The 24,500-nt window shown below is 66.7% G+C and carries 23 protein-coding genes; 10 read left to right on the top strand and 13 right to left on the bottom strand.

The annotated features are described in order from the left end of the window. The gene (locus tag OVY29_RS06960; protein ID WP_037556026.1) at positions 1-348 is read right to left on the bottom strand and encodes a GntR family transcriptional regulator; all 348 of its coding nucleotides are present in this window, start codon (positions 346-348) and stop codon (positions 1-3) included. Positions 349-419: 71 nt separating this feature from the next. Next, a complete protein-coding gene (locus OVY29_RS06955; protein WP_037556025.1) occupies positions 420-1,001 on the bottom strand; it encodes a nitroreductase in 582 nt (193 codons plus the stop codon). A gap of 185 nt (positions 1,002-1,186) precedes the next feature. Between OVY29_RS06955 and OVY29_RS06950 the strand changes: the two genes are divergently transcribed. From OVY29_RS06950 to OVY29_RS06930, 5 genes are all read left to right on the top strand, one after another. Then, positions 1,187-2,788, top strand: coding sequence for an oligopeptide:H+ symporter (locus tag OVY29_RS06950; RefSeq protein WP_313911133.1), 1,602 nt, complete (start codon positions 1,187-1,189; stop codon positions 2,786-2,788). Between the two features lie 3 nt (positions 2,789-2,791). Further along, positions 2,792-4,195: an amidohydrolase gene (locus OVY29_RS06945; protein ID WP_081933116.1), complete on the top strand. Its 1,404-nt coding sequence runs from the start codon at positions 2,792-2,794 to the stop codon at positions 4,193-4,195. Next, a complete protein-coding gene (locus OVY29_RS06940) occupies positions 4,192-5,493 on the top strand; it encodes an amidohydrolase family protein (protein ID WP_052182305.1) in 1,302 nt (433 codons plus the stop codon). The genes OVY29_RS06945 and OVY29_RS06940 overlap by 4 nt, the downstream gene beginning before the upstream one ends. Before the next feature lie 152 nt (positions 5,494-5,645). Next, on the top strand, positions 5,646-6,347 hold the full coding sequence (locus OVY29_RS06935; RefSeq protein WP_037556023.1) for an NnrU family protein: 702 nt from the start codon (positions 5,646-5,648) through the stop codon (positions 6,345-6,347). A gap of 7 nt (positions 6,348-6,354) precedes the next feature. After that, complete coding sequence (locus OVY29_RS06930; protein ID WP_037556021.1) at positions 6,355-6,894, top strand: DUF1003 domain-containing protein; 540 nt, start codon at positions 6,355-6,357, stop codon at positions 6,892-6,894. 332 nt (positions 6,895-7,226) lie between these two features. Here the strand turns inward: OVY29_RS06930 and OVY29_RS06925 are convergent, their stop codons facing one another. Then, positions 7,227-8,510, bottom strand: coding sequence for a citrate synthase (locus tag OVY29_RS06925; protein ID WP_037556729.1), 1,284 nt, complete (start codon positions 8,508-8,510; stop codon positions 7,227-7,229). Positions 8,511-8,548: 38 nt separating this feature from the next. Then, positions 8,549-10,015 carry a glutamate--tRNA ligase gene (gene gltX, locus OVY29_RS06920; protein WP_037556730.1) on the bottom strand — a complete coding sequence of 489 codons (1,467 nt, stop codon included), beginning with the start codon at positions 10,013-10,015 and terminating at the stop codon, positions 8,549-8,551. A gap of 59 nt (positions 10,016-10,074) precedes the next feature. On the opposite strand from gltX, the gene OVY29_RS06915 reads away from it, so the two are divergent. Further along, positions 10,075-12,234, top strand: a complete 2,160-nt coding sequence (locus OVY29_RS06915; protein ID WP_037556731.1) for a ComEC/Rec2 family competence protein — start codon at positions 10,075-10,077, stop codon at positions 12,232-12,234. On the opposite strand, the gene lexA is transcribed toward OVY29_RS06915, so the two are convergent. The 9 genes from lexA to OVY29_RS06870 form a co-directional block, all read right to left on the bottom strand. Next, positions 12,188-12,871 (bottom strand): transcriptional repressor LexA, encoded by a 684-nt coding sequence (lexA, locus tag OVY29_RS06910; RefSeq protein WP_037556732.1) that lies wholly within the window; start codon positions 12,869-12,871, stop codon positions 12,188-12,190. The two genes, OVY29_RS06915 and lexA, sit on opposite strands and share 47 nt — an antisense overlap. Positions 12,872-12,935: 64 nt before the next feature. After that, on the bottom strand, positions 12,936-14,126 hold the full coding sequence (gene glp, locus OVY29_RS06905) for a gephyrin-like molybdotransferase Glp (RefSeq protein ID WP_037556733.1): 1,191 nt from the start codon (positions 14,124-14,126) through the stop codon (positions 12,936-12,938). After that, positions 14,123-14,596 carry a cyclic pyranopterin monophosphate synthase MoaC gene (moaC, locus tag OVY29_RS06900; protein ID WP_037556734.1) on the bottom strand — a complete coding sequence of 158 codons (474 nt, stop codon included), beginning with the start codon at positions 14,594-14,596 and terminating at the stop codon, positions 14,123-14,125. Before moaC ends, glp begins: the two co-directional genes overlap by 4 nt. Before the next feature lie 236 nt (positions 14,597-14,832). After that, complete coding sequence (gene trpC / locus OVY29_RS06895; protein WP_037556735.1) at positions 14,833-15,618, bottom strand: indole-3-glycerol phosphate synthase TrpC; 786 nt, start codon at positions 15,616-15,618, stop codon at positions 14,833-14,835. Continuing rightward, positions 15,615-16,613, bottom strand: coding sequence for an anthranilate phosphoribosyltransferase (gene trpD, locus OVY29_RS06890; RefSeq protein ID WP_037556737.1), 999 nt, complete (start codon positions 16,611-16,613; stop codon positions 15,615-15,617). The genes trpC and trpD overlap by 4 nt, the downstream gene beginning before the upstream one ends. Next, a complete protein-coding gene (locus tag OVY29_RS06885) occupies positions 16,610-17,200 on the bottom strand; it encodes an anthranilate synthase component II (RefSeq protein ID WP_037556738.1) in 591 nt (196 codons plus the stop codon). The genes trpD and OVY29_RS06885 overlap by 4 nt, the downstream gene beginning before the upstream one ends. Positions 17,201-17,296: 96 nt before the next feature. Continuing rightward, a complete protein-coding gene (locus tag OVY29_RS06880) occupies positions 17,297-18,361 on the bottom strand; it encodes an alpha/beta fold hydrolase (RefSeq protein ID WP_313911132.1) in 1,065 nt (354 codons plus the stop codon). 227 nt (positions 18,362-18,588) lie between these two features. Further along, entirely contained in the window at positions 18,589-19,584 is a 996-nt protein-coding gene (locus OVY29_RS06875) for an aldo/keto reductase (RefSeq protein ID WP_313911131.1), read from the bottom strand. Beyond that, positions 19,581-20,828, bottom strand: a complete 1,248-nt coding sequence (locus tag OVY29_RS06870) for a dicarboxylate/amino acid:cation symporter (RefSeq protein ID WP_037556741.1) — start codon at positions 20,826-20,828, stop codon at positions 19,581-19,583. Before OVY29_RS06870 ends, OVY29_RS06875 begins: the two co-directional genes overlap by 4 nt. Positions 20,829-21,003: 175 nt before the next feature. Between OVY29_RS06870 and glmM the strand changes: the two genes are divergently transcribed. The 4 genes from glmM (at position 21,004) to OVY29_RS06850 (ending at position 24,500) form a co-directional block, all read left to right on the top strand. Continuing rightward, complete coding sequence (gene glmM / locus OVY29_RS06865; RefSeq protein ID WP_037556742.1) at positions 21,004-22,341, top strand: phosphoglucosamine mutase; 1,338 nt, start codon at positions 21,004-21,006, stop codon at positions 22,339-22,341. A 131-nt stretch (positions 22,342-22,472) separates the two neighbouring features. Beyond that, a complete protein-coding gene (locus OVY29_RS06860) occupies positions 22,473-22,697 on the top strand; it encodes a DUF1272 domain-containing protein (RefSeq protein WP_037556743.1) in 225 nt (74 codons plus the stop codon). Positions 22,698-22,803: 106 nt separating this feature from the next. Then, a complete protein-coding gene (thiD, locus tag OVY29_RS06855) occupies positions 22,804-23,949 on the top strand; it encodes a bifunctional hydroxymethylpyrimidine kinase/phosphomethylpyrimidine kinase (protein ID WP_313911130.1) in 1,146 nt (381 codons plus the stop codon). Then, positions 23,946-24,500 (top strand): ribonuclease HII, encoded by a 555-nt coding sequence (locus tag OVY29_RS06850; protein ID WP_037556745.1) that lies wholly within the window; start codon positions 23,946-23,948, stop codon positions 24,498-24,500. Before thiD ends, OVY29_RS06850 begins: the two co-directional genes overlap by 4 nt.

Genomic DNA, 24,500 nt, shown 5'->3' with positions numbered 1-24,500 from the left:
TCAGGCCTCGGTCAGATCGAGCAAGGTCCGCGCGTCGAGGCCGATGCGGCGCATCTGCTGCGCGACCGGAGGCCAGACGTTGGCGAGGAAATCGGCGCGCATCAGGTCGCGGAGGCGTTCGGTGGCGCCCTCGGCGACGAACATGCCGACCCCGCGCTTGACCGTGACCAGCCCTTCGTCCTGGAACGTCTGATAGGCCTTGGCGACCGTCAGCGGGTTTGCGCCTTCCTCCGCGGCGAGCGAACGCACCGAGGGAAGCATGTCGCCGTCACGATAGCTGCCGTCGAGGATGGCGTTGGCGATGACGTCGCGCAGACGCTGATACACGGGTTTGGACTGATCGAGCATGCCGCCTTAATGCCATAAGACAGCAGCACAGTCAAATTCGGCTAATTACAAATTCAGTCCGGCATTTGAAACTAAATTTCCCAGGCGCGAACGACGTCGTCATATTCGGGGCGCGGGCGTTCGTCGAGATCGCGCGAAGCGGTGCCGATGAAGAAATAGCCGACAATTTTGTCGTCTTCGCCGGCGCCGAATGCCGCCGCGACCTCTGCGCTATAGGCCGCCCAGCCGGTGAGCCAGCTGCCGACGAAGCCGTGCGCATGCGCGGCGTGGAGGAGGTTCATGCCGACCGCGCCGGCCGACATCTGTTGCTCCCACACGGGAATCTTGGCGCCGGGGGCGGGGGTGGAAATCAGCACGAGCAGCGACGGAGCCTGATGCGCGAACTGGTCGAGCGCCGAGAGGTCCAGCCCCGCCGCGCCGGGATTTTCGGCCACCCACGCCTTTTTGAGCAGCGCCGCGAAGGCGTCGCGCTGGTCGTCGGCGATCGTAACGACGCGCCAGGGTGCGAGCTTGCCATGGTCGGGGGTGCGCAGCGCGAGCGCGACGATGTCGCGCAAGGCCGCGGCGTCGGGGCCGGGGGCGACCATGTCGCGCGCCTTGCCCGAGCGGCGGGTGGCAAGGTGGGCGAGGAGCGAGGAGGTGTCGTTGAACATGGGGCGCCATGTGGGCTTTTCCGCGCCGCCGCGCAAGTGTTGCGAATGATTCGCAACGGATTTTGGCCCGGCTGAACCGGTTTCAGGCGCAATTAGATTCTTCCCATACGCAATTTTCGCGCTAGGTTGCCCCATTCGCGCGGCGGGAGGCCGCGTCCAAGATAATCGATAAAAGGGACGTTTTGATGAAAGATATAGGCCTTTGGGACGAAGGCGACTGGATCGCGGTAATCGCGCTGGTCGTTCTCGGGGTATTCCTGACCGTCGGCGGATTGATCGCCGGCAGCAAGAAGCCCGAATTCGCCGGCCATCCCAAGGGCCTCTATATGCTCTTCTTCGCCGAGATGTGGGAGCGTTTCTCCTATTACGGCATGCGCGCGCTGCTGATCTTCTACCTGACGCAGCACTGGCTGTTTTCGGACGGCAAATCGAACCTGATCTACGGCGCCTACACCAGCCTCGTCTATATTACCCCGGTGCTCGGCGGTTATCTGGCCGACCGCTATCTGGGGCAGCGCAAGGCGGTGCTGTTCGGCGGCGTTCTGCTCGCGCTCGGGCATCTGTTCATGGCGTTCGAGGGCGTCGGCGGGCAGGAAGACCCGACGATCAACGTCTTCTGGCTCGCGCTCGCGCTGATCATTGTCGGTTCGGGTTTCCTCAAGGCCAATATCTCGGTGATGGTCGGCCAGCTTTACCGCCTGACCGACATGCGCCGCGACGCCGCCTATACCATCTTCTACATGGGGATTAACGTCGGTGCCGCGCTCGGCACGATCCTCGTCGGATATCTGGGGCAGAAGATCGGCTGGGCCTATGGCTTCGGCCTTGCGGGCATCGGCATGGTCGCCGGCCTGATCGTCTTCGTTCTCGGCAAGAATGTGCTGCTCGGCGCGGGCGAAGCGCCGGCGCCGCTCCCGCGCAACAAGGAAATGACCATCTATGCCGTCGGCCTCGGCGCCGTCGCGGTGATGTGGGCGCTGGTCCAGTATCAGGACATCATCCAGAACCTGCTGATCATCTCGGGCCTCGCGCTGCTCGGCTATGTGCTTTACGAATCGTTCAAGCTCGACAAGGAGCCGCGCGAGCGCATGTTCGCGATCCTGTTCCTGATCGCATTGAACCCGCTGTTCTGGGGCCTGTTCGAACAGGCCGGCGGCAGCTTCAACCTCTACACCGACCGATATGTCGACAAGGGCGGCGTGCCGGCGTCGGTGTTCCAGTCGATCAACCCCATCTATATCATCCTGTTCGCGCCGGTCTTCGCCGCGCTGTGGCAATGGCTGGGCAAAAAGGGCCTCGAGCCGTCGGCGCCCGCGAAATTCGCGCTGGCGCTGGCGCAAGTCGGTCTCGGCTTCCTCGTCTTCGTGTGGGGCGCGAGCAGCGTCGGGCCCGAGGTCGCGACGCCGGTGCTCTTCGTCTTCCTGCTCTATCTCCTCCATACGACCGGCGAGCTTTGCCTGTCGCCGGTCGGGCTGAGCGCGATGAACCGCCTCGCGCCGAGCTTCCTCGCCTGGTTCTACATGACCGCGGTCGGAAATTTCGTTGCCGGCAAGATCGGCGAGGCGACCGGCGGGCATGACGGCGCGATGACCAAGGACGCCACGCTCGGCATCTATTGGGAAATCGGCCTGATCACCATCGGGGTCAGCATCGTCGTGCTGGCGCTGTCGCCGATCGTGAAGAAGTGGATGCACCTCGACACGCTCGCCGACCGCGAACCGGCCGTTCCGGGCAGCGGCGAACTGGGCGAGCCGCAGGCGGCCGGTACCCATCCCAAAGGGGCGTAATCGATGATCAAGGGTGTGAAGGGCAGCCTGCTGGCTGCGGTGTCGCTGGCGCTCGTTGGTTGTGCGGCGACCGGAAAGGACACGGCCTCGGCGAGCGACAAGCCCGCCGAAAAGCCGGCGAAGTTCAACAAGGATCCTTACCCGTCGACCTATAAACCTTATCCGGGGCAGGTCACCGCCGTGCGCAACGTCACCATCTTCGACGGCGAGGGCGGGCGGATCGAAAATGGCACCGTGCTGCTGGCGGAAGGCAAGGTCGAGGCGATCGGCGGTCCCGATACGCCGATTCCCGCCGACATCGCGGTCTTTGACGGAACCGGCAAGTTCCTGACCCCGGGCGTTATCGACATCCACAGCCATCTTGGCGACTATCCAAGCCCGAGTGTCGATGCGCATTCGGACGGCAATGAGGCGACGTCGCCGACGACGCCCGAAGTCTGGTCCGAACATAGCGTCTGGCCGCAGGATCCGGGGTTCAGCCGCGCGCTCGCCAACGGCGGCGTGACGAGCCTGCAAATCCTGCCGGGCAGCGCGAATTTGATGGGCGGGCGCTCCATCACGCTCAAGAATGTGCCCTCGCGCACGGTACAGGGGATGAAATTCCCCGGCGCGCCCTATGGCCTGAAAATGGCGTGCGGCGAAAATCCGAAGCGCGTTTACGGTGGCAAGGGGCGTGCCCCCTCGACGCGGATGGGCAATTTCGCGGTGAACCGCGCGACCTGGGCCAAGGCGGCCGCGTACAAGAAGAAGATGGACGACGGCAAGGCGGTCGACCGCGATCTCGCGATGGAAACGCTCGCGGGCGTGCTCGCGGGCGAGATTCTCGTCCACAATCATTGCTACCGCGCCGACGAGATGGCGCTCGTCATCGATATGTCGAAGGAGTTCGGCTACAAGGTGTCGACCTTTCACCACGCGGTCGAAAGCTATAAGATCGCCGACATCCTCGCGAAGGAAGGCATTTGTTCGGCGATGTGGGCCGACTGGTGGGGCTTCAAGATGGAAGCCTATGACTCGGTGCCGGAGAATATCCCGCTCGTCTACAAGGCCGGTGCGTGCACGATCGTCCACTCGGACGACGCGAACCAGATCCAGCGGCTGAACCAGGAAGCCGCGAAGGCACGCGCCGCCGGGCGCCGCATCGGCATCGACGTCAGCGACGAGGTGGCTTGGACCTGGCTGTCGTATAATCCGGCGAAGGCGCTCGGGATCGCCGACCGCACGGGCAGCCTGAAGCCCGGCAAGATGGCCGACGTCGTGCTGTGGAACGGCAATCCATTCAGCGCCTATACGCGCCCCGAAAAAGTGTGGATCGACGGCGCGTTGATGTTCGACGCGATGGACCCCAAGCGGCGGCCGGTGAGCGATTTCGAGCTCGGCCAGCCGGGTGAAGGAGATGTGAAATGATCCGTTCGCTCCTTCTGTCTGCCGCTGCGCTGGTCGCGCTTCCCGCCGCAGCGCAGGACGTCGCCATCACCAACGCAAAGCTCGTCATCGGTGACGGCAGTGCGCCGATCGAGCGCGGCACCGTCGTCGTGCGCGGCGGCAAGGTCGTCGCGGCAGGCGCGGGCGTCGCGGTCCCCGCCGGCATCGAGCGCGTCGATGCCGAGGGCCGTTATGTGACGCCTGGCATCGTCGCGGCGTTCAGCCGCGTCGGGCTGGTCGAGGTCGATGCGGTCAGCGGCACCAACGACCGCTCGGCGCCGCGCACGCGCTTTTCGGCGGGGCTCGACATCGCGCCCGCATTGAACCCGATGGGGTCGCCCGTCGCGGTCAATCGTGCGTCGGGCGTCACGCGCGCGATCGTCGCACCGGGCGGCAGCAGCAATTTGTTCGCCGGGCAGGGCGCGGTGGTCGACCTGGCCGACGACATGGACATGGTGACGCGCCCACGCGCCCTCCAATATGTCGCGTTCGGCGAGGATGGCGCGTCGAAGGCCGGCGGCAGCCGTGCGGCGACCTTCCTCCTGTTCCGCGAACAATTGCTCGCGGCGCGCAGCTATGCGCGCAACCCCGCGGCGCTTGCCGAGTGGGGCAATGACGCGATGATCCAGCGCGCCGACGCCGACGCGCTCGTGCGCGTGATCGACGGCACGACGCCGCTGTTCGTGCGCGTCGACCGTGCGGTCGACATCGTCAATGTGCTGAAGCTGAAGGGCGAATTTCCCGCGCTGAAGCTGGTGCTCGTCGGCGCCACCGAGGGTTGGATCGTCGCGCGCGAGATCGCCGCGGCGAAGGTGCCGGTGCTCGTCTCGCCGCTCACCGACCTGCCGTCGAGCTTCGAACAACTCGGGGCGACGCAGTCGAACGCGGGACGGCTCAAGGCTGCCGGCGTCGACGTGTCGGTCGGGGTGTTCGACGACGATGACGCGCACAAGATGGGCTATGCGACGCAATATGCCGGCAACCTTGTCGGTCTGACGCGCGTGCCGGGTGCGAGCGGGCTGAGCTGGGACCAGGCTTTCGCGTCGATCAGCAGCGTGCCCGCGCGCGCGGTCGGCATGGAAGGCAGCATCGGGTCGCTGCGCCCGGGGCGCGCCGGCGACGTCGTGATCTGGGACAATGACCCGCTCGAGCTGGGCAGTCGTCCGACGATGGTGTGGATCGACGGCAAGGCGCAGTCGCTGACGACGCGGCAGGACCGCCTGCGCGAGCGCTATGCGACGCCGCAGGAAGGGGCGCTGCCCAACGCATACGACTGGTAGGGATGCGGCGCGGAGGTCGAACCTTCGCACCGCTTTCCCATCCTCTATGTTGACACTGTTATCTTTGTCGCGGATGGTGGCGATGACAATGTTCCGAGTCGCCCGACGAGGGGGACGTCGGAGCAGCGGCATTGCTCGATGAGGATTTGGCCATGCAACCCATCTCGCTTTTGATCGTCACCTGCATTTTGTTCGTCGGATCGCATCTTGTTCTGTCGCATCCGCTTCGGGATGGGCTCGCGGGGCGGCTCGGCGAGCGGGGGTTCCAGATCGTCTATTCGATCGTCGCGATCGCGACGCTGATCATGGTCGTGCAGGCCTGGCGCGGGATGCCGCCCGAGCCGCCGCTGTGGGCGGTCGGCGATGCGCTGTGGGCGGCAGCCTCGCTGATCGTGCTGTTCGCCAGCATCCTCTTCATGGGGTCGCTGATCGGCAATCCGGCGCTGCCCGCGCCGCACGCCGCCAGGGACGCGGCCGCCGCCCCGCGCGGGGTGTTCGCGATCACGCGGCACCCGATGATGTGGGGGTTCGCGCTATGGGCGGCCGCGCATATCATGGTCATGCCGACGCCGGGGCAGATCATACTCTCCGCGACGATCGCCTTTCTCGCGCTCGTCGGGTCGGCGGGGCAGGATGCGAAGAAGGCGCGGCTGATGGGCGATGCGTGGCGCGGCTGGGCGGCGCGGACGAGCTTTGTGCCTTATGCGGGACAGTTTGCGGGCAAGGCCTCATGGGGCGAAGCGGTTCCGCGGCCGCACGCGCTGCTGGGCGGAATAGTGCTTTGGATCGTCGCGACATGGGCGCATGGTGCGCTCGGCTATATGGTCGCCGGGATGTGGCGCTGGGTCGGATAGGAGCGATGTGAACGCGGACACGCATCTCAACGATCTGTCGCTGCGATTGCTCGGCCGCGCCTTCGACGAACTCGATTCCGAGGAAAACCGCGTCGTGCAGGCGATCGCGAAGCGCGCGCCGAGCAGCCGCGACGCCGCCGATATCGGGGATGCGCAGGCGAGCATGGGCGATCGGCTCGCCGACAAGGTCGCTGCCGTGGGCGGCTCGTGGGGCTTCATCATCGTTTTTTCGCTGGTGCTGCTCGGCTGGATGCTGCTCAACTCGGAAGTGCTCGAACATTTCGGGCTGGCGTTCGATCCCTATCCGTTCATTTTCCTGAACCTGATGCTCTCGACGCTCGCCGCGGTGCAGGCGCCGATCATCATGATGAGCCAGAACCGGCAGGCGGCGAAGGACCGGCTGACCGCGAGCGTCGATTACGAGATCAACCTGCGCGCCGAGCTGGAGATCATGCGGCTGCACGAAAAGCTGGACCAGATGCGGATCGCCGAACTGGCGGCGAAGATCGATGCGCTGTGCGCGCGGATGGATGGGGAGGGGGAGTAGAAGGGCGGTTTCGGGGTGGTGAGCTGTCATCAGTTTGACCGTCATCCCGGCGAAGGCCGGGATCTCGCCGGTGCGGTAAACCGATAGGACGAGATCCCGGCCTTCGCCGGGATGACGAGGAGTGTCGCGCAGCGATGGGGAGGGGGACCGCCGCCGCAGGCGGTGGTGGAGGGGCCGCGACGGTGCGCCATAGCCCCTCCGTCAGCGCTTCGCGCTGCCACCTCCCCATCGCTTCGCGACAGGGAGGATTAAATGTCCGCTATCGGTCGAAAGCCACCTAACACAAAAAGGGGCCGCAGTGCGGCCCCTTTGTCATTAGGTGACGAACCCGCTCAGCGCTTGTCGACGGGGACGAACGGACGGTGCGCCGGGCCGGTGTAGAGCTGGCGCGGGCGGCCGATCTTCTGCGCGGGGTCCGAGATCATCTCGTTCCACTGCGCAACCCAGCCGACGGTGCGCGCGAGCGCGAAGAGCGCGGTGAACATCGTCGTCGGGAAACCGATCGCCGACAGGATCACGCCCGAATAGAAGTCGACGTTCGGGAACAGCTTCTTTTCGATGAAATAGGGATCGTTGAGCGCCATTTCCTCGAGCTGCAACGCGACCTCGAACACCGGGTCGTTGACCTTCAGCGCGTCGAACACCTCGCGCACCGTCTTTTGCATCACGGTCGCGCGCGGGTCGTAATTTTTGTAGACGCGGTGGCCGAAGCCCATCAGGCGGAACGGATCGTCCTTGTCCTTCGCGCGCGCGATATATTCGGGGATGCGCTCGGGACGGCCGATTTCGCGCAGCATGTTGAGCGCGGCCTCGTTCGCGCCGCCGTGCGCGGGGCCCCACAGGCAGGCGATGCCCGCGGCGATGCACGCGAAGGGATTGGCGCCCGACGAGCCGGCGAGGCGGACGGTCGAGGTCGACGCATTCTGTTCGTGGTCGGCGTGGAGGATGAAGATGCGGTCGAGCGCGCGCTCGACGGCGGGAACAACCTCATATTCCTCGGCCGGGACGCCGAAGGTCATGCGCAGGAAATTGCCGGTGTAGCTGAGCTTGTTGTCGGGATAGACGAAGGGCTGACCCACCGAATATTTGTAAGCCATTGCGGCGATCGTCGGCATCTTCGCGATCAGCCGGTGGCTGGCGACCATCCGCTGGTGCGGATCGTGGATCTCGGTCGAGTCGTGATAGAAGGCGCTCAATGCGCCGACGACGCCGCACATGACGGCCATCGGGTGCGCGTCGCGGCGGAAACCGCGATAGAAGGTCGCGAGCTGTTCGTGCAGCATCGTGTGGCGCGTGATCGTGTTGTCGAATTTTTCGAGTTCGCCCGCGTTCGGAAGCTCGCCGTTAAGGAGAAGGTAGCAGACCTCCATGAAGCTCGAATTTTCGGCGAGGTCGCCGATCGCGTAGCCGCGGTGAAGCAGGACGCCTTCGTCGCCGTCGATATAGGTGATCTGCGATTCGCAGCTCGCGGTCGAGGTGAAGCCGGGGTCGTAGGTGAAGGCGCCCGTCTGGGCATAGAATTTGCGGATATCGACCACATCGGGGCCGACGGTGCCCGACAGGACAGGGCTGTCGACGGTCTTGTCGCCCAGCGTGATTTTCGCGGTGTCGGTCATATTTTTTTCCCTGTTCTGACGGCGGGGAGAGAGAGTGGCTACGCCCCTGCCGGATAATGTTGCGCTGCGTCAAGTCGGGCGAGACTGACATCGCGTCCGAGCAAGAGCAGCACGTCGAAAATTCCCGGGGAAACGGTGCGGCCGGTTAATGCAGCGCGTAGGGGTTGCGCGAGTTTTCCGAGCCCCAGTTCGGCGGCTTCGGCTTCGGCGCGCACGGCGGCGTCCAGCTCTTCTGTCGTCCAGTCGTTCAGCCCGCGCAGCCGCTCGGTCACGGCGGCCAGCAAGCCTTCGGGCGCGGCCTTTAGCACCTCGGCCGCCTTTTCGTCCACCGGCAACGGGTCCGGCTGGAAGAGGAAGGTCGCGCCGTCGGCGATTTCGTCGAGTGTCTTCGCGCGCGGCTTCAGCGCGTCCATCGCGCGCGTCAGCAGGTCGCGATCGACGCCATCGAGCGCGCGCCCGACCAGCTTTTCGACGCGCGGCGCGACGAGGTCGGCAAGACGCGCGCCGTCGGCTTCGCGGAGATAATGGCCGTTGAGATTTTCGAGCTTTTTGAAGTCGAAGCGCGACGGCGAGCGGCCGACATGGTCGAGATCGAACCATTCGGTCGCCTGCGCGCGGCTGATGATTTCGTCGTCGCCATGCCCCCAGCCGAGGCGGAGGAGATAATTGTTCACCGCTTCGGGCAGATAGCCCATCTCGTCGCGATAGGCGTCGACGCCGAGCGCGCCGTGGCGTTTCGACAGCTTCGCTCCGTCGGCGCCGTGGATCAGCGGGACGTGGGCATAGACGGGTTCGCGCCAGTTCATCGCGCGAAGCAGCGCGAGCTGGCGGAAGGCGTTGTTGAGATGGTCGTCGCCGCGGATGACGTGCGTCACGCCCATGTCGTTATCGTCGACGACGACGCTGAGCATATAGGTCGGCGTGCCGTCGCTCCTGAGCAGGATGAAATCATCGAGTTCGGCGTTCTGGACGGTGACCTCGCCCTGCACCTTGTCGGCGATCGTCACCGCGCCCTCCTGCGGCGCGCGGAGGCGCAGCACATGCGGCACCGACGGATCGCCGTCGTCGCGATCGCGCCATGGGCTGCGGACGCGGAAAGGCTGGCGCTTTTCCTGCGCTTCGGCGCGCAGCGCGGCGAGTTCGTCCTGCGTCAGATAGCAGCGATAGGCCTCGCCCTTCGCGAGCAATTCGTGCGCGACCTCGGCATGGCGCGGCGCGCGCGCGAACTGATACACGGTCTCGCCGTCCCAATCGAGGTCGAGCCACTGCATCCCGTCGAGAATCGCGTCGATCGCGGCGTCGGTCGAGCGCGCGCGGTCGGTGTCCTCGATGCGGAGCAGGAATTTGCCGCCGTGATGGCGCGCGAAGAGCCAGTTGAACAGTGCGGTGCGCGCGCCGCCGATATGCAGATAGCCGGTCGGCGACGGGGCGAAGCGGGTCACGACGTCGGCGCCGGTCGCCTCGGGGGTCGCTTCGGCCGTTCTGGTTGGGTTTTCGGTTGCCACTACGGCCTCTTTCACTCACTTTGCCGCCCTGTTGGACGGGGATCGGGGGTGCCCCTAGCATGGCGACAAGTCCGCTTCAAACGCCCATTTCGACGCGCCGCGCGGCTGTCCTGCAACGGATGCGCGAAGCGCTCGAAGCGCGGCTCGAAGCCGAGCGCGAGCGGATCGGGCTTTGGCTCCCCGTCGCATTGGGCGCGGGGATCGCCGCCTGGTTCGCCTTGCCCGCGCATGCGCATTGGATCGGGCTGTTGCTCGCGCTGGCGGCGGTCCTGTTGTTCGGCTTGCTCGTCGGCTGGCACAGCCGGCTCGGCCGCGCGCTTGCCGTCGGGAGCGGGGCCGCGGCGGCAGGAATCCTGCTGATCTGGGCCCGCGCGCTGTGGGTCGCGGCGCCCGTGCTCGCGGCGCCGGTAACGACGAGCTTTTCGGCCATCGTCGAGCGCGTCGAGCCGCTTCCGGCAAAGGGGCAGGTCCGCATCCTCGCGCTGCCGCAGCGGCGGAGCGACCTGCCGCCGCGCGTGCGCCTGACGCTGCGCGCCGAACAGGCGGCGGAGCTTGCCGACGGCGAAACGATTGGCGTCCGCGCGCGGTTGATGCCGCCGCCGACCGCGAGCCTGCCCGGCGGCTATGATTTTGCCCAGCGCGCCTGGTTCGACGGAATCGGCGCGGTCGGGACGATATTGGGCGAGGTGTCCCGCGTGCCGGGGAAGGAAGCCGCCGCGCCGCCGCTGCGCGCACGGCTGAGCGCGCATATCCAGGGCGAGGTTGCAGGCTCGGCGGGCGGCATCGCGGCGGCGCTGGTGACCGGCGACCGCGGCGCGATTTCCGAGGCCGACGAGGAGGCGATGCGCCGCAGCGGCCTCGCGCATCTGCTGTCGATCAGCGGGCTGCATGTGACCGCGGTGGTCGGTTTTGCCATGCTGCTGGGGATGCGCTTGCTGGCGCTCAACCGACGGCTGGCGCTCGCGGGCCTTGCCCTGCCGCTCGCGGCGGCGGCGGGGGCGCTCGCGGGCGGAGGCTATACGCTGCTTGCCGGCGCCGAAGTGCCGACCTTGCGCTCGTTCATCGCGGCGCTGCTCGTGCTCGTCGCCTTCCTGATGGGGCGCGAGGCGCTGACGCTGCGGCTCGTCGCGGCGGGTGCGTTGATCGTATTGCTCTGGCGGCCCGAAGCCTTGGCGGGGCCGAGTTTTCAGCTGAGCTTTGCCGCGGTCACGGCGATCATCGCGCTGCACGAGAGCCGGCCGATGCGGGCATTCATGGCACGCCGCGAGGAGCCGTGGCTATTCCGGCTGGGGCGCGGGATCGCCGGATTGCTGATCACGGGCCTCGTCGTCGAAGTCGCGCTGGCGCCGATCGCGCTGTTCCATTTCCACAAGGCGGGGCTTTACGGCGCGCTCGCCAATGTCGTCGCGATCCCGCTGACGACCTTTGTCATCATGCCGGCGGAGGCGCTCGCGCTGCTGTTCGACAGCGTGGGGCTGGGCGCGCCCTTTTGGTGGGTGGCCGAACAGGCGCTGCGCGCGCTGATCGCGCTGGCGCACGGCGTCGCCAACGCGCCGGGCGCGGTCGCGACGATGCCGAACTTTCCGCGCTGGGGTTTCGCTCTCGCGGTCTTCGGCGGGCTGTGGCTGCTACTGTGGCAGACGCGCTGGCGCCGCGCCGGGGCGGTGCCGCTGATCATCGGGATGGCGACGCTGCTCGCCGCGCCGCGCCCCGATCTGCTCGTCACCGGCGACGGGCGGCATATCGCCGCCGCGCTCCCCGATGGCGGCTACGCGCTGCTGCGCGACCGGGCGGGCGATTATGTCCGCGATACCGTCGCCGAGGCGGCCGGGGTTGACGCGCCGCTTCTGGCATTGGCCGAGCTCGACTATGTCGAATGCAATCGCGATTTCTGCCGCTGGGCGCAGGGTGAGGGCAGTGCGCGGCGCATCATACTGGCGTCGCACGGGCGCGACCGGATCGAGGGGGCTGACATGGCCGCCGCCTGCGCCGCCGCCGACGTCGTGATCAGCGACCGCTGGTTACCGCACGAATGCGTGGTGCGCTGGATGACGATCGACCGCGACAGCCTTGCCGAAACCGGCGGGCTGGCGATCTATCTGGGCGAAGCGCCGGAAGCCGTGGCCGCGCTTCGCGTGGGCGACGAGCATCCGTGGCGGCGTCCGCAGCAGCTTAGTGGTAACGACGAAGCAGTCCCGACAAACGCCCTTGCACGATGACGCGCTCGGCGGGGTAGCGTTGCGGCTCATAGGCGCTGTTCGCGGGGTCGAGCCGGATCATCTGGCCTTCGCGGCGGAAATATTTGAGCGTCGCGTCCTGCCCGTCGACGAGCGCGACGACGATGTCGCCCTCGCGCGCGGTGCTCGCTTTCTGGATCAGCGCATAGTCGCCGTCGAAGATGCCCGCCTCGACCATCGAATCGCCGGAGACTTCGAGCGCATAATGTTCGCCCGAGCCGAGCAGCGCCGCGGGGACGGCGAGATTGTTGTGATCCTCGAACGCCTCGATCGGCACGCCGGCGGCGATCTTGCCGTGCAGCGGCACTTCGACGATGTCGTTCGCCGCGATCGGCCGGATCGCGGGCGGGCTCTTGCGCAGCGGGACGATATTGTCGCGATCGTTGCGCACGGCGGGCTTCGCCGCTTCGGGTACCTTGAGCACTTCGAGCGCGCGCGCGCGGTTGGGTAGGCGGCGGAGAAAACCCCTTTCTTCCAAGGCGCTTATCAGCCGGTGTATGCCCGATTTCGACTTGAGGCCGAGCGCCTCCTTCATCTCCTCGAACGAGGGCGAGATGCCGCTCGCGTCGAGGCGCTGCTGGATGAAGTGGAGCAGTTCATGCTGCTTCGCGGTCAACATCGGTCGTTCTCCATGATGCCGTATCGGACATATTGAGAACGATAGTGGAACAAATCGGAACTTGTCAAGCGATGACGATATAGTCCGCCATCGCCCCGGCATCGCGCGCGGGCGTGCCGATCTCGCGGATCAGCAGCGCATTGGCCGCGGCGAGCGGAAGCGTGCGGCCGCTTTCCTGTCCGATCATCGGCGTCAGGCGGCCGTTTTCGAGTCGCGCGCGGAGGTAATCGCGGCGCGTACCGCCTTCGCCGAGCGGCGCGGCGAGCGGCGCGCGATGCACGGGCGGCAAGGGAGTGCCCGCGCCGGCGAGATGGCGGACGAGCGGCAACAGGAACAAGGTCGCGGTGACGAAGGCCGACGAGGGGTTGCCGGGCAGGCCGAGCAGGACGGCGTCGCCGAGCGTGCCGGCGATCAGCGGCTTGCCGGGCTTCATGGCGATCTTCCAGAAATCGAGCCGCCCGCCGGCGTCGCCCAGCGCGCCGCGAACATGGTCGTGATCGCCGACCGACGCGCCGCCGACGGTGACGATGACGTCGTGACGTCGTGCCAACTCCTTGAGCGCGCTGGCGAGTTTCGCGCGATCGTCGGGAAGATGATGCGCGAGGACGGCGTCATCGGCTTCGCCCGCGAGCATCGCGGCGAGCATGACGCCGTTGCTGTCGGGGATCTGGCCGGGCGCGAGCGGACGTCCGGGCCGGACAAGCTCGTCGCCGGTCGTCACGATCGCGACGCGCGGACGGCGGCCGACGGCGAGTTCTCCCGCACCGCTCATCGCCGCCGCCGCGATCGCGCCGGGCGTCAGGCGCGTGCCTGCAGGGAGAAGGCAGTCGCCGGCGGCGAAATCGGCGGCGCGCGCGCGAACATGGCGGCCGCGCGCGCCGGGGCCGTCGCGCGTCAGCGTCAACGCGTCGCCTTCGCGTGCGACATCCTCCTGAACGATGACGGTGTCGGCGCCGGCAGGAAGCATCGCCCCGGTGAAGATGCGCATCGCCTCGCCCGGACCCACGGCGCGGTCGGGCGCGGCGCCCGCGGCGCTTTCGCCGATGACGGTCCACGGGCCGGGCAGGTCATCAAAGCGGATCGCGTAGCCGTCCATGGCGGAGAGCGGCGCCGCGGGCTGGTCGCGCAGCGCGACGACATCGGATGAAAGATGGCGCCCAAGCGATTCGGAAAAGGCGATATTTTCGCTGACGATGGGGTCGCGCAGCGCGAGGAGCCGCGCCTGTGCGTCCTCGACGGCGAGCAGTCCGCTCATTCGGCGCGCCAGTCGCCCGAGCGGCCGCCGCTCTTTTCGAGGAGGCGGATGTCGCCGAGGATCATCGCGCGGTCGAGCGCCTTCGCCATGTCGTAGAGGGTGAGAAGCGCGACCGAGGCGGCGGTGAGCGCCTCCATTTCGACCCCCGTCTGGCCGGTTGTCTGTGCGACAGCAGTCACCGCGATGCCACCCTCTTCCCACGTAAAATCGACGCCGACCTTGGTCAGCGCGAGCGGGTGACAGAGCGGGATAAGGTCGGACGTGCGCTTCGCGGCCATGATCCCGGCGATGCGCGCGGTCGAGAGGACATCGCCCTTGGGCGCATTGCCGCTGCGGATCGCTTCGAGCGCCTCCGGGGACATGGCGATGCGCCCGCCGGCGACCGCACGGCGCTGCGTTACGGGCTTGCCGCCGACATCGACCATATGCGCGGCGCCGGTCTCGTCGAGATGAGTCGGTTTGAGTGTCATTGCGGGAGGACGGAAGCAAGGCGGCGGGGGAAAGGCAAGAGCAATGGCAGCAAAGCGTTTGCAGTTTTAATCCTCCCTGTGGCGAAGCCATGGGGAGGTGGCAGCGGCGTAGCGCTGACGGAGGGGCTAATAGTGCGAGGTTGCGGCCCCTCCACCACCGCTTCGCGGCGGTCCCCCTCCCCATCGCTTCGCGACAGGGAGGATCGGCAATAGCAGTTCCCACCCCAAAGCGAACGTCAGCCCTCCAGCAGCGCCCTCGTTGCCACCGTGACGTCATCCTGGCGCATCAGGCTTTCGCCGACGAGGAAGGTTTTGACGCCGCTTTCGGCCAGTCTTGCGCAATCGGCGTGGCTCGCGATGCCGCTTTCGCCGACGAGCAACGTGCCCGGCGGGACCAGCTTTGCGAGGCGTTCGGTGACCGCGAGGTCGGTTTCGAAGGTGCGGAGGTCGCGGTTGTTGACGCCGATCAGGCGCGATTTGAGCCGCGTGAGCGCGCGGTCGAGTTCGGCTTCGTCGTGGACCTCGACGAGGACGTCCATGCCGCGATCGGAGGCGGCGGCTTCGATCTCCTGCATCACGCCGTCGTCGAGCGCGGCGACGATGATCAGGATCGCGTCGGCACCGATCGCGCGCGCTTCGGCCGCCTGCCACGGATCGACCATGAAATCCTTGCGCAGCGCGGGAAGCGCGCAGGCGGCGCGCGCGGCGACGAGATAATCCTCATGCCCCTGAAACCAGGGCGCGTCGGTGAGCACCGACAGGCAGGCGGCACCGCCCCCGGCATAGGCCCGGGCGTGCTCCGCCGGGTTGAAGTCCGCCCTTATCAGTCCCTTGGAAGGCGATGCTTTCTTGATTTCGGCGATCAGGGCGAAGCCGCCGGCGTCGATCTTCGCCTGTAACGCCTTGGCGAAGCCGCGCACCGGGCCGGCGTCGACGGCGTCGAGATCGGAAAAGGACCGTGCCGCGCGGCGTTCGGCGACTTCTTCGGCCTTGGTCGCAAGTATCTGGGTTAGCTTGTTCATTTATAGGCGATCCAGCAATTGAGCAGCGCGTTGGCAAGACCCTTGTCGATCGCCTCGGCGGCTTCCTCGACGCCTTCGAACAAGGTTTCGGCGGCGCCCGCGACGACGAGCGCCTCGGCGGCATTGTAGAGCACCGCGTCGCGATAGGCGCCGGGCTCGCCTTGCAGCAGGCCGCGAAGCGCTTTCGCATTATATTCGGCATCGCCGCCGCGGATTTCGGCGAGCGCGCGCGTCGGGAGCCCGGCATCGGCGGCGACGCTGCGCTGCATCCGCACGCCTTCGGGCGTCACCACCGCGACCTCGTTGCCGCCCGCGAGCGACAGCTCGTCGAGCCCCTCGTCGCCCGAAATGACGCGCGAATGATCGGTGCCGAGCCGGTGCAGCGCCTCGGCATAGACGGGGACATAGGCGGGGCGCGCGATGCCGACGAGCTGGCGCGTGACGCGCGCGGGGTTGGCGAGCGGCCCCATCAGGTTGAAGATCGTCCGCCGCCCGATCGCCCGGCGGATCGGCATGATGCGCTTCATCGCAGGATGGCGCGTTCCGGCGAAGAGGAAGCAGATACCGAGATCGGCGAGCTGTTCCTGCGCCTGGCGGTCGGCGCGCTCCATGTCGAGGCCCAATGCTTCCAGCGTGTCGGCGGCGCCGGATTTCGAGGAAGCGGCGCGATTCCCATGCTTTGCGACCGGAACCTCGCATGCCGCGACGACGATCGACACGGCGGTCGAGACGTTGAGCGTATGATGGCCGTCGCCGCCGGTGCCGCAGACGTCGATCGCGCCGGCGGGGGCGTCGATCGGGATCAGCCGCTCGCGCATCGCCTGCGCGGCGGCGGCGATTTCAACCATCGTTTCGCCGCGGTCGGAGAGCGCGATCAGAAATTGGGTGACTTGCTCGTCGGTCGCGCCGCCGTCGAGCATCGTCGCGAAGGCGCCCGCCGCCTCGTCGTGCCCCAGCAGCTCCGAGGGGTCGGGGAACGGGCCGAAGCGGCTCATGCCGCCTGCCGTTCGCCGACCGGCAATCCCGCGATCTTCAGGAAATTGGCGAGCATCGCATGACCATGTTCGGTCGCGATGCTTTCGGGGTGGAACTGGACGCCGTGGATCGGGAGGTCGGCGTGGCGGAAACCCATGACGGCGCCGTCGTCGCTCGTCGCGTTGATGACGAGGCTTTCGGGAATGTCGACAACCTCGAGGCTGTGGTAGCGCGTCGCCTGAAAGGGCGAGGGCAGGCCCGCGTAAAGCCCGCTGCCGTCGTGGCAGACGGGCGAGGTCTTGCCGTGCATCAGGTGGCCGCGCTGCACCGTGCCGCCGAAATGCTGGCCGATCGCCTGATGACCGAGGCACACGCCGAGCAGCGGGCGCCGCGCGTCGGCGCAGGCGGCGACGAGGTCGAGGCTGATGCCCGCTTCGTTCGGGGTGCAGGGGCCGGGCGAGATCAGGATCGCGTCGGCGCCGGTCGCCAGCGCCTGCGCCGCGGTAAGCGCGTCGTTGCGCTCGACGCGCACGTCGGCACCAAGCTCGATCAGATAGTGAACGAGGTTGAAAGTGAAGCTGTCATAATTGTCGATGACGAGGATCATGGGCGCGCACTAACGGTTTTGCGGGAATTGGGGAAGGGATAGAAGCTTGGGACGCCGCAAACCCAACTTCGCCATAGCGGCGAAGGCGCGGCGGCCCTATTCCGCCATCAGCTTGGCGAGATCATCCTTCCAGAATTTCGCCCATGTGTGGGTGCCATGACCCTTGGTTTCTGCGCTCGCCGGGATGAGGATGAACTTCGCCCGCTTCATGCGCGGGGTCGCCTTTTCGGTGATGCCATAGGCGGGCGGGTTGATGAAATCGTCGGCCGAGTTGATCCACAGGACGGGCACCTCGATCTTTTCGAGATCCCGCCAGGGATTATAGGTCCGCGAGCTGTCGAGCTGGTAGATCGCGTCATTGGCGTCATTGCGGCCATAGGCGCGCGCGAAGGCCTGATCCTTATATTGTTCGGCGGCTTCGCGCGTCGGATATTGCGCCTGCAGCGCATAGGGATTGGCGCCCGCGATCAGGACGAGCGAAGCGGCGGTGCGCAGGCCCGCAGCGGGTGGTTCCTTGTAATCGCCGCCGTTCCATATCGGGTCGGCCTTGATCGCGTCGATCGACAGCGTCCGCCACATGCGGTTCTGCCCCGCGATCTCGACCGGCAGGCAGGCGAAGGGCGCGAGCTTTTCGGCGAAGCCGGGGCGCGTCGTTCCCCACATGAAGGCGTGCATGCAGCCCATCGAGGTGCCGAGGATCAGCTCCAATTTCTTCACGCCGAGCTTTTCGGTGAGCATCCGATACTGCGCGGCGACCATGTCGGTGTAATCATAGCGCGGGAATTTCATGCGCAGCCCATCGCTCGGCTTCGACGAGCCGCCATGGCCGATATTGTCGGGCAGGATGATGTAATATTTGCCGGCATCGATCGGCTGCCCGGGGCCGAACAGCTCGTTCGCGAATTGCGGCTGGAAGAATTGCTTTCCGGTCCCGCCGGTGCCGTGGAGGATCATCACCGCGTTGGTGACATCGCCCTTGGCATCGCGCCGCGGCGTGCCGAGCGTGGTGTAATGGATCTTGAGCTCGGGCAGTTTTTCGCCGGTCGCGAAGGTGAAATCCTGAAGGATCGCATCGCCCTCGACCGCGCCGTCGATCGTTTGCGCGTGGGCGGCGGCGGTGCTGGTCAGGACGAGGGCGAGCGAGGCGAGAATCTGGTGCATGGGGGCGACGCTAGCGGGTTTGCCTTGCGGGGGTAAGCCTTGTGTGCGGTGCGCGAGGGGGACGTCTGTTTTGGGGTGGAGAGCGGACATTCCACAACCGTCGCCCCCGCGAAGGCGGGGGCCGCTAGCGGCCTTACTCAGCGGCATTGTGTAAAACGACAGCGGCCCCCGCCTTCGCGGAGGCGACGGCTAGGTTCGGTCGCCAGCCGCCACGACCCGCTACAAGATCACAGCCGCACCATCCGCATCCCCTGTTCGCCATAGCGCGGGCCGCTGGTGCCGCCCTTGGGCGCGGCGGCGTCGATCGCGGCGAGATCTTCGGCGGTGAGCGTGACGTCGGCGGCGGCGACGCTGTCCTCCATCGTCGCGCGGCGTTTGGTGCCGGGGATGGGCACGATGTCGTCGCCTTGCGCGAGCAGCCAGGCGAGCGCGACCCGCGCTTTCGACACGCCATGCTTGTCCGCCACCGCGCCGATCGCATCGACGATCGCGAGGTTGGCGGGAAGATTCTCGTCCGAATAACGCGGGTCGTTCCGGCGCCAGTCGCTTTCGGGAAGTTCGTCGCGGCTGCGCACCGCGCCCGCGAGGAACCCGCGCCCGAGCGGCGAATAGGGGACGAAGCCGATGCCATGCTCGCGGCAGACGGGAAGGATCTCGTCCTCGATATCGCGTTCCCAGATCGAATATTCGCTTTGCAATGCGGCGATCGGCGCGGCCTTTGCGGCGCGGCGGAGCGTTTCGGGCCCGGCTTCGGAGAGCGCGATGTGGCGGACCTTGCCCTCCTTCACCAGCTCCATCATGCCGCCGACGGTCTCCTCGATCGGCACATTGGGGTCGACGCGGTGCTGGTAGAAAAGATCGATTGTGTCGATGCCGAGCCGCTGGAGCGAGCCTTCGCACGCGGCGCGGGCGTTCGCGGGCGAGCCGTCGACGCCGATGATCTGCTTGCCTTCGAAGCGGAAGCCGAATTTGGTCGCGATGACCAGCCCGTTGCGCTTGCCGCGGATCGCTTCGCCCAGCAATTCCTCGTTGCTGAACGGGCCATAGATTTGCGCGGTGTCGAAAAAGGTCACGCCAAGGTCGATCGCGCGGTGGATCGTGCGCGTCGATTCGCCCAAGTCGGGGGCCTCGCCATAAAGGATGTTGCCGCCGCGGATCATCGGCATGCAGCCGATGCCGATCGCCGAAACTTCGAGGCCGTGGCCGAGCTTGCGATATTTCATGGCGTTTCTCCTACTGCTTCATTTTCGACGCCGTCGGCGGCATATTTCGTCGCGGCGACGTCGCCGATAACATTGCCGAGTGTCCGGAAGATGTCGGGAAAAGTCTCGACCGCGACGAGCAGCCCCAAAGGCGCGACGGGGACGCCCATCGCGATCGCGATCGGCGCTATCGAGGTCACGAAACTGATCGAGCCGGGCAGGCTGACCGAAGAGAGCGCCGCGGCGAGCGCGACCGCAAGCCCCACCGCCATCTCCCACGGCGTCAGTTCGACGCCGAACAGCCACGCGATATAGACAACGACCGCGAGGTTCATCGCCGGGCTGGTGAAACGGAACAATGCGACCGCGAGCGGCAGGACGATATCGGCCTTTTTCGGGTCGACGCCGAGTTCCTCCGACGATTTCAGCATCGCGGGCAGGCTGGCGAGCGAGCTTTGCGTGCTGATCGCGACGGCGAAGGTCGGCACCATCGCGCGCACGAAGCGTGGCAGGGGCACCCCGACGACGAACATTGCGAGAGCGAGGCCAAGGATGATGGTGCAGGCGCCGATCGCCGAAAGCATCAGCACATAATGGACGAGCCCGCCGAACGCGGCGACCCCGGCCTTGATCGCGAGCGCATAGCCGAGCGCGAAAACCCCGAGCGGCGCGAGCGCCAGCACCCATCCGATGACGACGAGCATCGCATCGCCCAGCGCCTTGAAGAAGCCCGACAGGGTTGCGCGCTCGGCGCTGCCTACACGGCTGATCGCGAAAGCGAAAATTGTCGTGAAAACGATGAGCGGGAGAATCGATGTGTCGGCCGCCGCGGCGATCGGATTGGTCGGGATGAGGCCGAGGACAAAATCGGTGAAGGTGGGCGACGGCACGGCCTCGGTCGAGCCGCCGAGCCCATGACGCAACCCCTCGGCGGCGGCGGCGGACATGGGGAAGGCGCGGAGCAGAAGCGGGAGCACCACCAAGGTCATCAGCCCGGCGACCAGGTTTGCGCCGACGAAGATCGCCACCGCACGGCCGGCCAGTTTGCCCGCCCGCGCGGCATCGGCCGTCGCGGTGATGCCCGTTACGAGGAGTGCGACGATCAACGGGATGATCGTCATCTTGAGTGCGTTGAGCCACAGCAGGCCGATCCATTCGACATAGGGCAGCGATGCCGTTCCCCATTCGACCGAGACCATCTCGACGCCGATCCCGAGCAACATGCCGGCGACCAGCGCCGAGAGAATGAACCAAGCGGATTTCAAAGCGGATTCTCCCGGCGATTATTCTGGCCAGCTTGCCAAGCAAAAGAGGGTGACTTAGAGCACCTCCCGAAAGAAACGGGAACCGGTTTTTGGGCCGGGAAATGCTCCGCGGGGGCCATCCCGTGGGAAGCCGGGGCAGGCATTTGCCGGTCGATGGTCAGATAGCAGAGGGACGATGCGCAAATTTTTCGGAACCGACGGGATTCGCGGCCTGACCAACCGGGCTCCGATGACGGCGGAGGTCGCGATGCGTGTCGGCATGGCGGCGGGCGCGCATTTCCTGCGCGGCGACCACAAGCATCGCGTCGTGATCGGCAAGGACACGCGATTGTCGGGCTATATGCTCGAAAACGCGCTCGTCGCGGGCTTTACCAGCGTCGGCATGGATGTCGTCCAGGTCGGCCCGATGCCGACCCCGGCGATCGCGATGCTCACGCGCTCGATGCGCGCCGACCTGGGCGTGATGATCTCCGCGAGCCACAATCCCTATCAGGACAACGGGATCAAGCTGTTCGGGCCCGACGGATATAAATTGTCCGACGAGGACGAGGCGCAGATCGAGCATCTGCTGACCGTCGAGCCGAAGCTGGCCGATGCGGCGCATATCGGCCGGGCCAAGCGGATCGACGACGCGCGCGGGCGCTATATCCACGCGGTGAAACAGAGCCTGCCCGAATCGGTGCGCCTCGACGGGCTGCGTATCGTGCTCGATTGCGCCAATGGCGCGGCGTACAACAGCGCGCCGACGGTGTTTTGGGAGCTGGGCGCCGACGTCGTCGCGATCGGGGTTGAGCCCAATGGCACCAACATCAACGATAAATGCGGATCGACCGCGCCCGCGCTGCTGCAGGAAACGGTGGTCGCGAGCGGCGCCGATATCGGCATCGCGCTCGACGGCGACGCCGACCGGCTGATCGTCGTCGACGAAAAGGGGACGATTATCGACGGCGACCAGATCATGGGGCTGATCGGCGCGAGCTGGGCGCGGCAGGGGCGGCTGAAGGGGGGCGGGGTCGTCGCGACGGTGATGTCGAACCTCGGCCTCGAACGTTTTCTGGAAGGCGAGGGACTGCGGCTCGAGCGCACCAAGGTCGGCGATCGCTATGTCCTCGAACGCATGAAGGATGGTGGTTTCAACGTCGGCGGCGAACAGTCGGGGCATATGATCCTGTCGGACCATGCGACGACCGGCGACGGCACGCTCGCGGCATTGCAGGTGCTCGCCGAACTCGTCGCGGCCGGGAAGCCCGCGAGCGAGCTGCTTCACCGGTTCGACCCGGTGCCGCAGCTTTTGAAGAATGTTCGCTTTGCCGGCGGCAAGCCGCTCGAGCACAAGGATGTCGTCGCGGCGATCGCCGAGGGCGAGGCGACGCTCAATGGGCGCGGGCGCCTCGTGATCCGCCCGTCGGGCACCGAACCGCTGATCCGCGTGATGGCCGAAGGCGACGATGCCGGGCAAGTCGAGCAGGTCGTCGACATGATCTGCGACGCGGTGCGCGCGGCGGCGGCCTGAATATCAACTCTCTCCCGTTTGTCCCCGGGCCGGACCCGGGGTTGTCGAAGCGCCGTTCTTTTCTCTATGGACGGGGAGGAAGAACGGCCCTTCGACAAGCTCAGGGCGAACGGCTTTTAAGGAATCCAGACATGCTTGAAATGCGACCCGATTGCGAAAAGTGCGGACGCGATCTGCCCGCCGACATCCACGGCGCCTTCATCTGCTCGTTCGAATGCACTTTCTGCGCGAACTGCGCCGACAAGCTCGACGAGCGCTGCCCCAATTGCGGCGGCGACCTGCTCGACCGCCCGCTGCGCGAAGGCGCGGCGCTGGCGAAATTCCCGGCTTCGACGGAGCGAAAGTATAAGGGGTGATCAATTTCTTCCTTCGTCATGCCGGACTTGATCCGGCATCCTCCGCTGCCCCGGCGTCGTGGACCCCGGATCAAGTCCGGGGTGACGATGCTTATGTTGGTGAACCGTGACCGCACGCGTTCTGATTGTCGCCGGGTCGGATAGCGGCGGCGGCGCGGGGACCCAGGCCGATATCAAGGCGGTCACGATGCTCGGCGGCCATGCGATGACGGCGATCACCGCGATCACCGCGCAGAACACGCTGGGCGTGCAGGGCGTCCATCCGGTGCCGACCGACATGGTGCTCGCGCAGATCGACAGCGTCGCGTCGGACATCGGCGTCGATGCGATCAAGATCGGCATGATCGGGAGTGCAGAAACCGCTGCCGCGGTGGCGGATCGGCTTGCCCAGCCCGACCTCGCGCAAGCGGCGCTGGTGTTCGATCCGGTGATGATCGCGTCGAGCGGGTCGGTGCTCGCCGACGCGGCGACGATCGCGGCGTTCAAGGCCCTGCTCGATCGCGCGATGGTCGCGACGCCGAACCTGCCCGAACTCGAAGCCCTGGGCGGCGAGGAGGCGGTGCTCGCGCACGGTTGTTCGCTGCTCGTCAAAGGCGGCCATGCCGAAGGCGAGACCGTGACCGACCGGCTGCTCGAAACCGGCGAAGGCGAGGTCGCGCGCTGGGAAGCGCCGCGGATCGACACGCCGCACAGCCATGGCACCGGCTGCACGCTCGCGAGCGCGATCGCGACCGGGCTCGCACAGGGCATGCCGCTCGAGCCCGCGATCGCGCGCGCGCGCGATTTCGTGCGGCTGTCGCTGCATGGCGCGCCGGGGCTGGGCGCGGGGCACGGCCCGATGGGGCAGCAATATGTGCGCAACGACGGGCTGTTCACCGGGCCGGCGCTCAACCAGATCACCTTGCCCGCGACCGATTATGCGGTGTCGGTCGCTTTCTACAAGCAACTCGGGCTGACCCAGATCGTCGATAGCCCGGACAATGGCTACGCGCGCTTCGAGGCGGCGAACGGCGTGACGCTGTCGATCCATGCCGGCGACGGCGCGGCGGGCGGCGCGACGACGTATCTGGAGAGCGGCGCGCTCGATGCGTGGGTTGCCTATCTCGCGCGGCGCGGGGTGCGTTTCGACCAGATGCCGAAGGACGAGGCATGGGGCTGGCGCGAGGCGCGGCTGGCCGACCCTGCGGGCAACCGGCTGTGCCTGTATCAGGCGGCCGAATATCGGAGGTATCCGCCGTGGCGGATTTCATGATCGTCGGGGTCGACGAGGCCGGGCGCGGACCGCTGGCGGGGCCGGTGGTCGCGGCGGCGGTGCTGCTGTGCGAAGGCGGGATTGCCGGGCTCGACGATTCCAAAAAGCTGACGGCAAAGCGGCGCGGCGAGCTGGAAGTCGAGATCAAGGCGCGTTGTCGCTGGAGTGTCGGCGAAGCGACCGTCGCCGAGATCGACCGGATCAACATATTGCAGGCGACCTTCCTCGCGATGACGCGTGCGGTCGAGGCGCTGGGGTTCGATCCGCATGAGGTGCTGGTCGACGGCAACCGGCTGCCCAAATGGCGTTACAGCGCGCGCGCGATCATCGGCGGCGACGCGCTGCACCCGTGCATCTCTGCCGCGAGCATCCTTGCGAAGGAGCATCGCGACCGCTTCATGGTCGCGGCGGCGCGCGATTATCCCGGCTTTGGCTGGGAGACCAATATGGGCTATGGCACGGCATATCATCTTGCGGCGCTGCGTCAGCATGGCCCCACGCCGCACCATCGGACCAGTTTCGCTCCGGTCGCACAAATGCAGCTGGTCTGA

This window comes from Sphingopyxis sp. SE2, assembly GCF_032227185.1.
In the GTDB taxonomy this organism is placed as follows: Bacteria; Pseudomonadota; Alphaproteobacteria; order Sphingomonadales; family Sphingomonadaceae; genus Sphingopyxis.
Note: the sequence above shows the minus strand (reverse complement) of the source record. Positions and strands in the feature narration are given on the sequence as shown.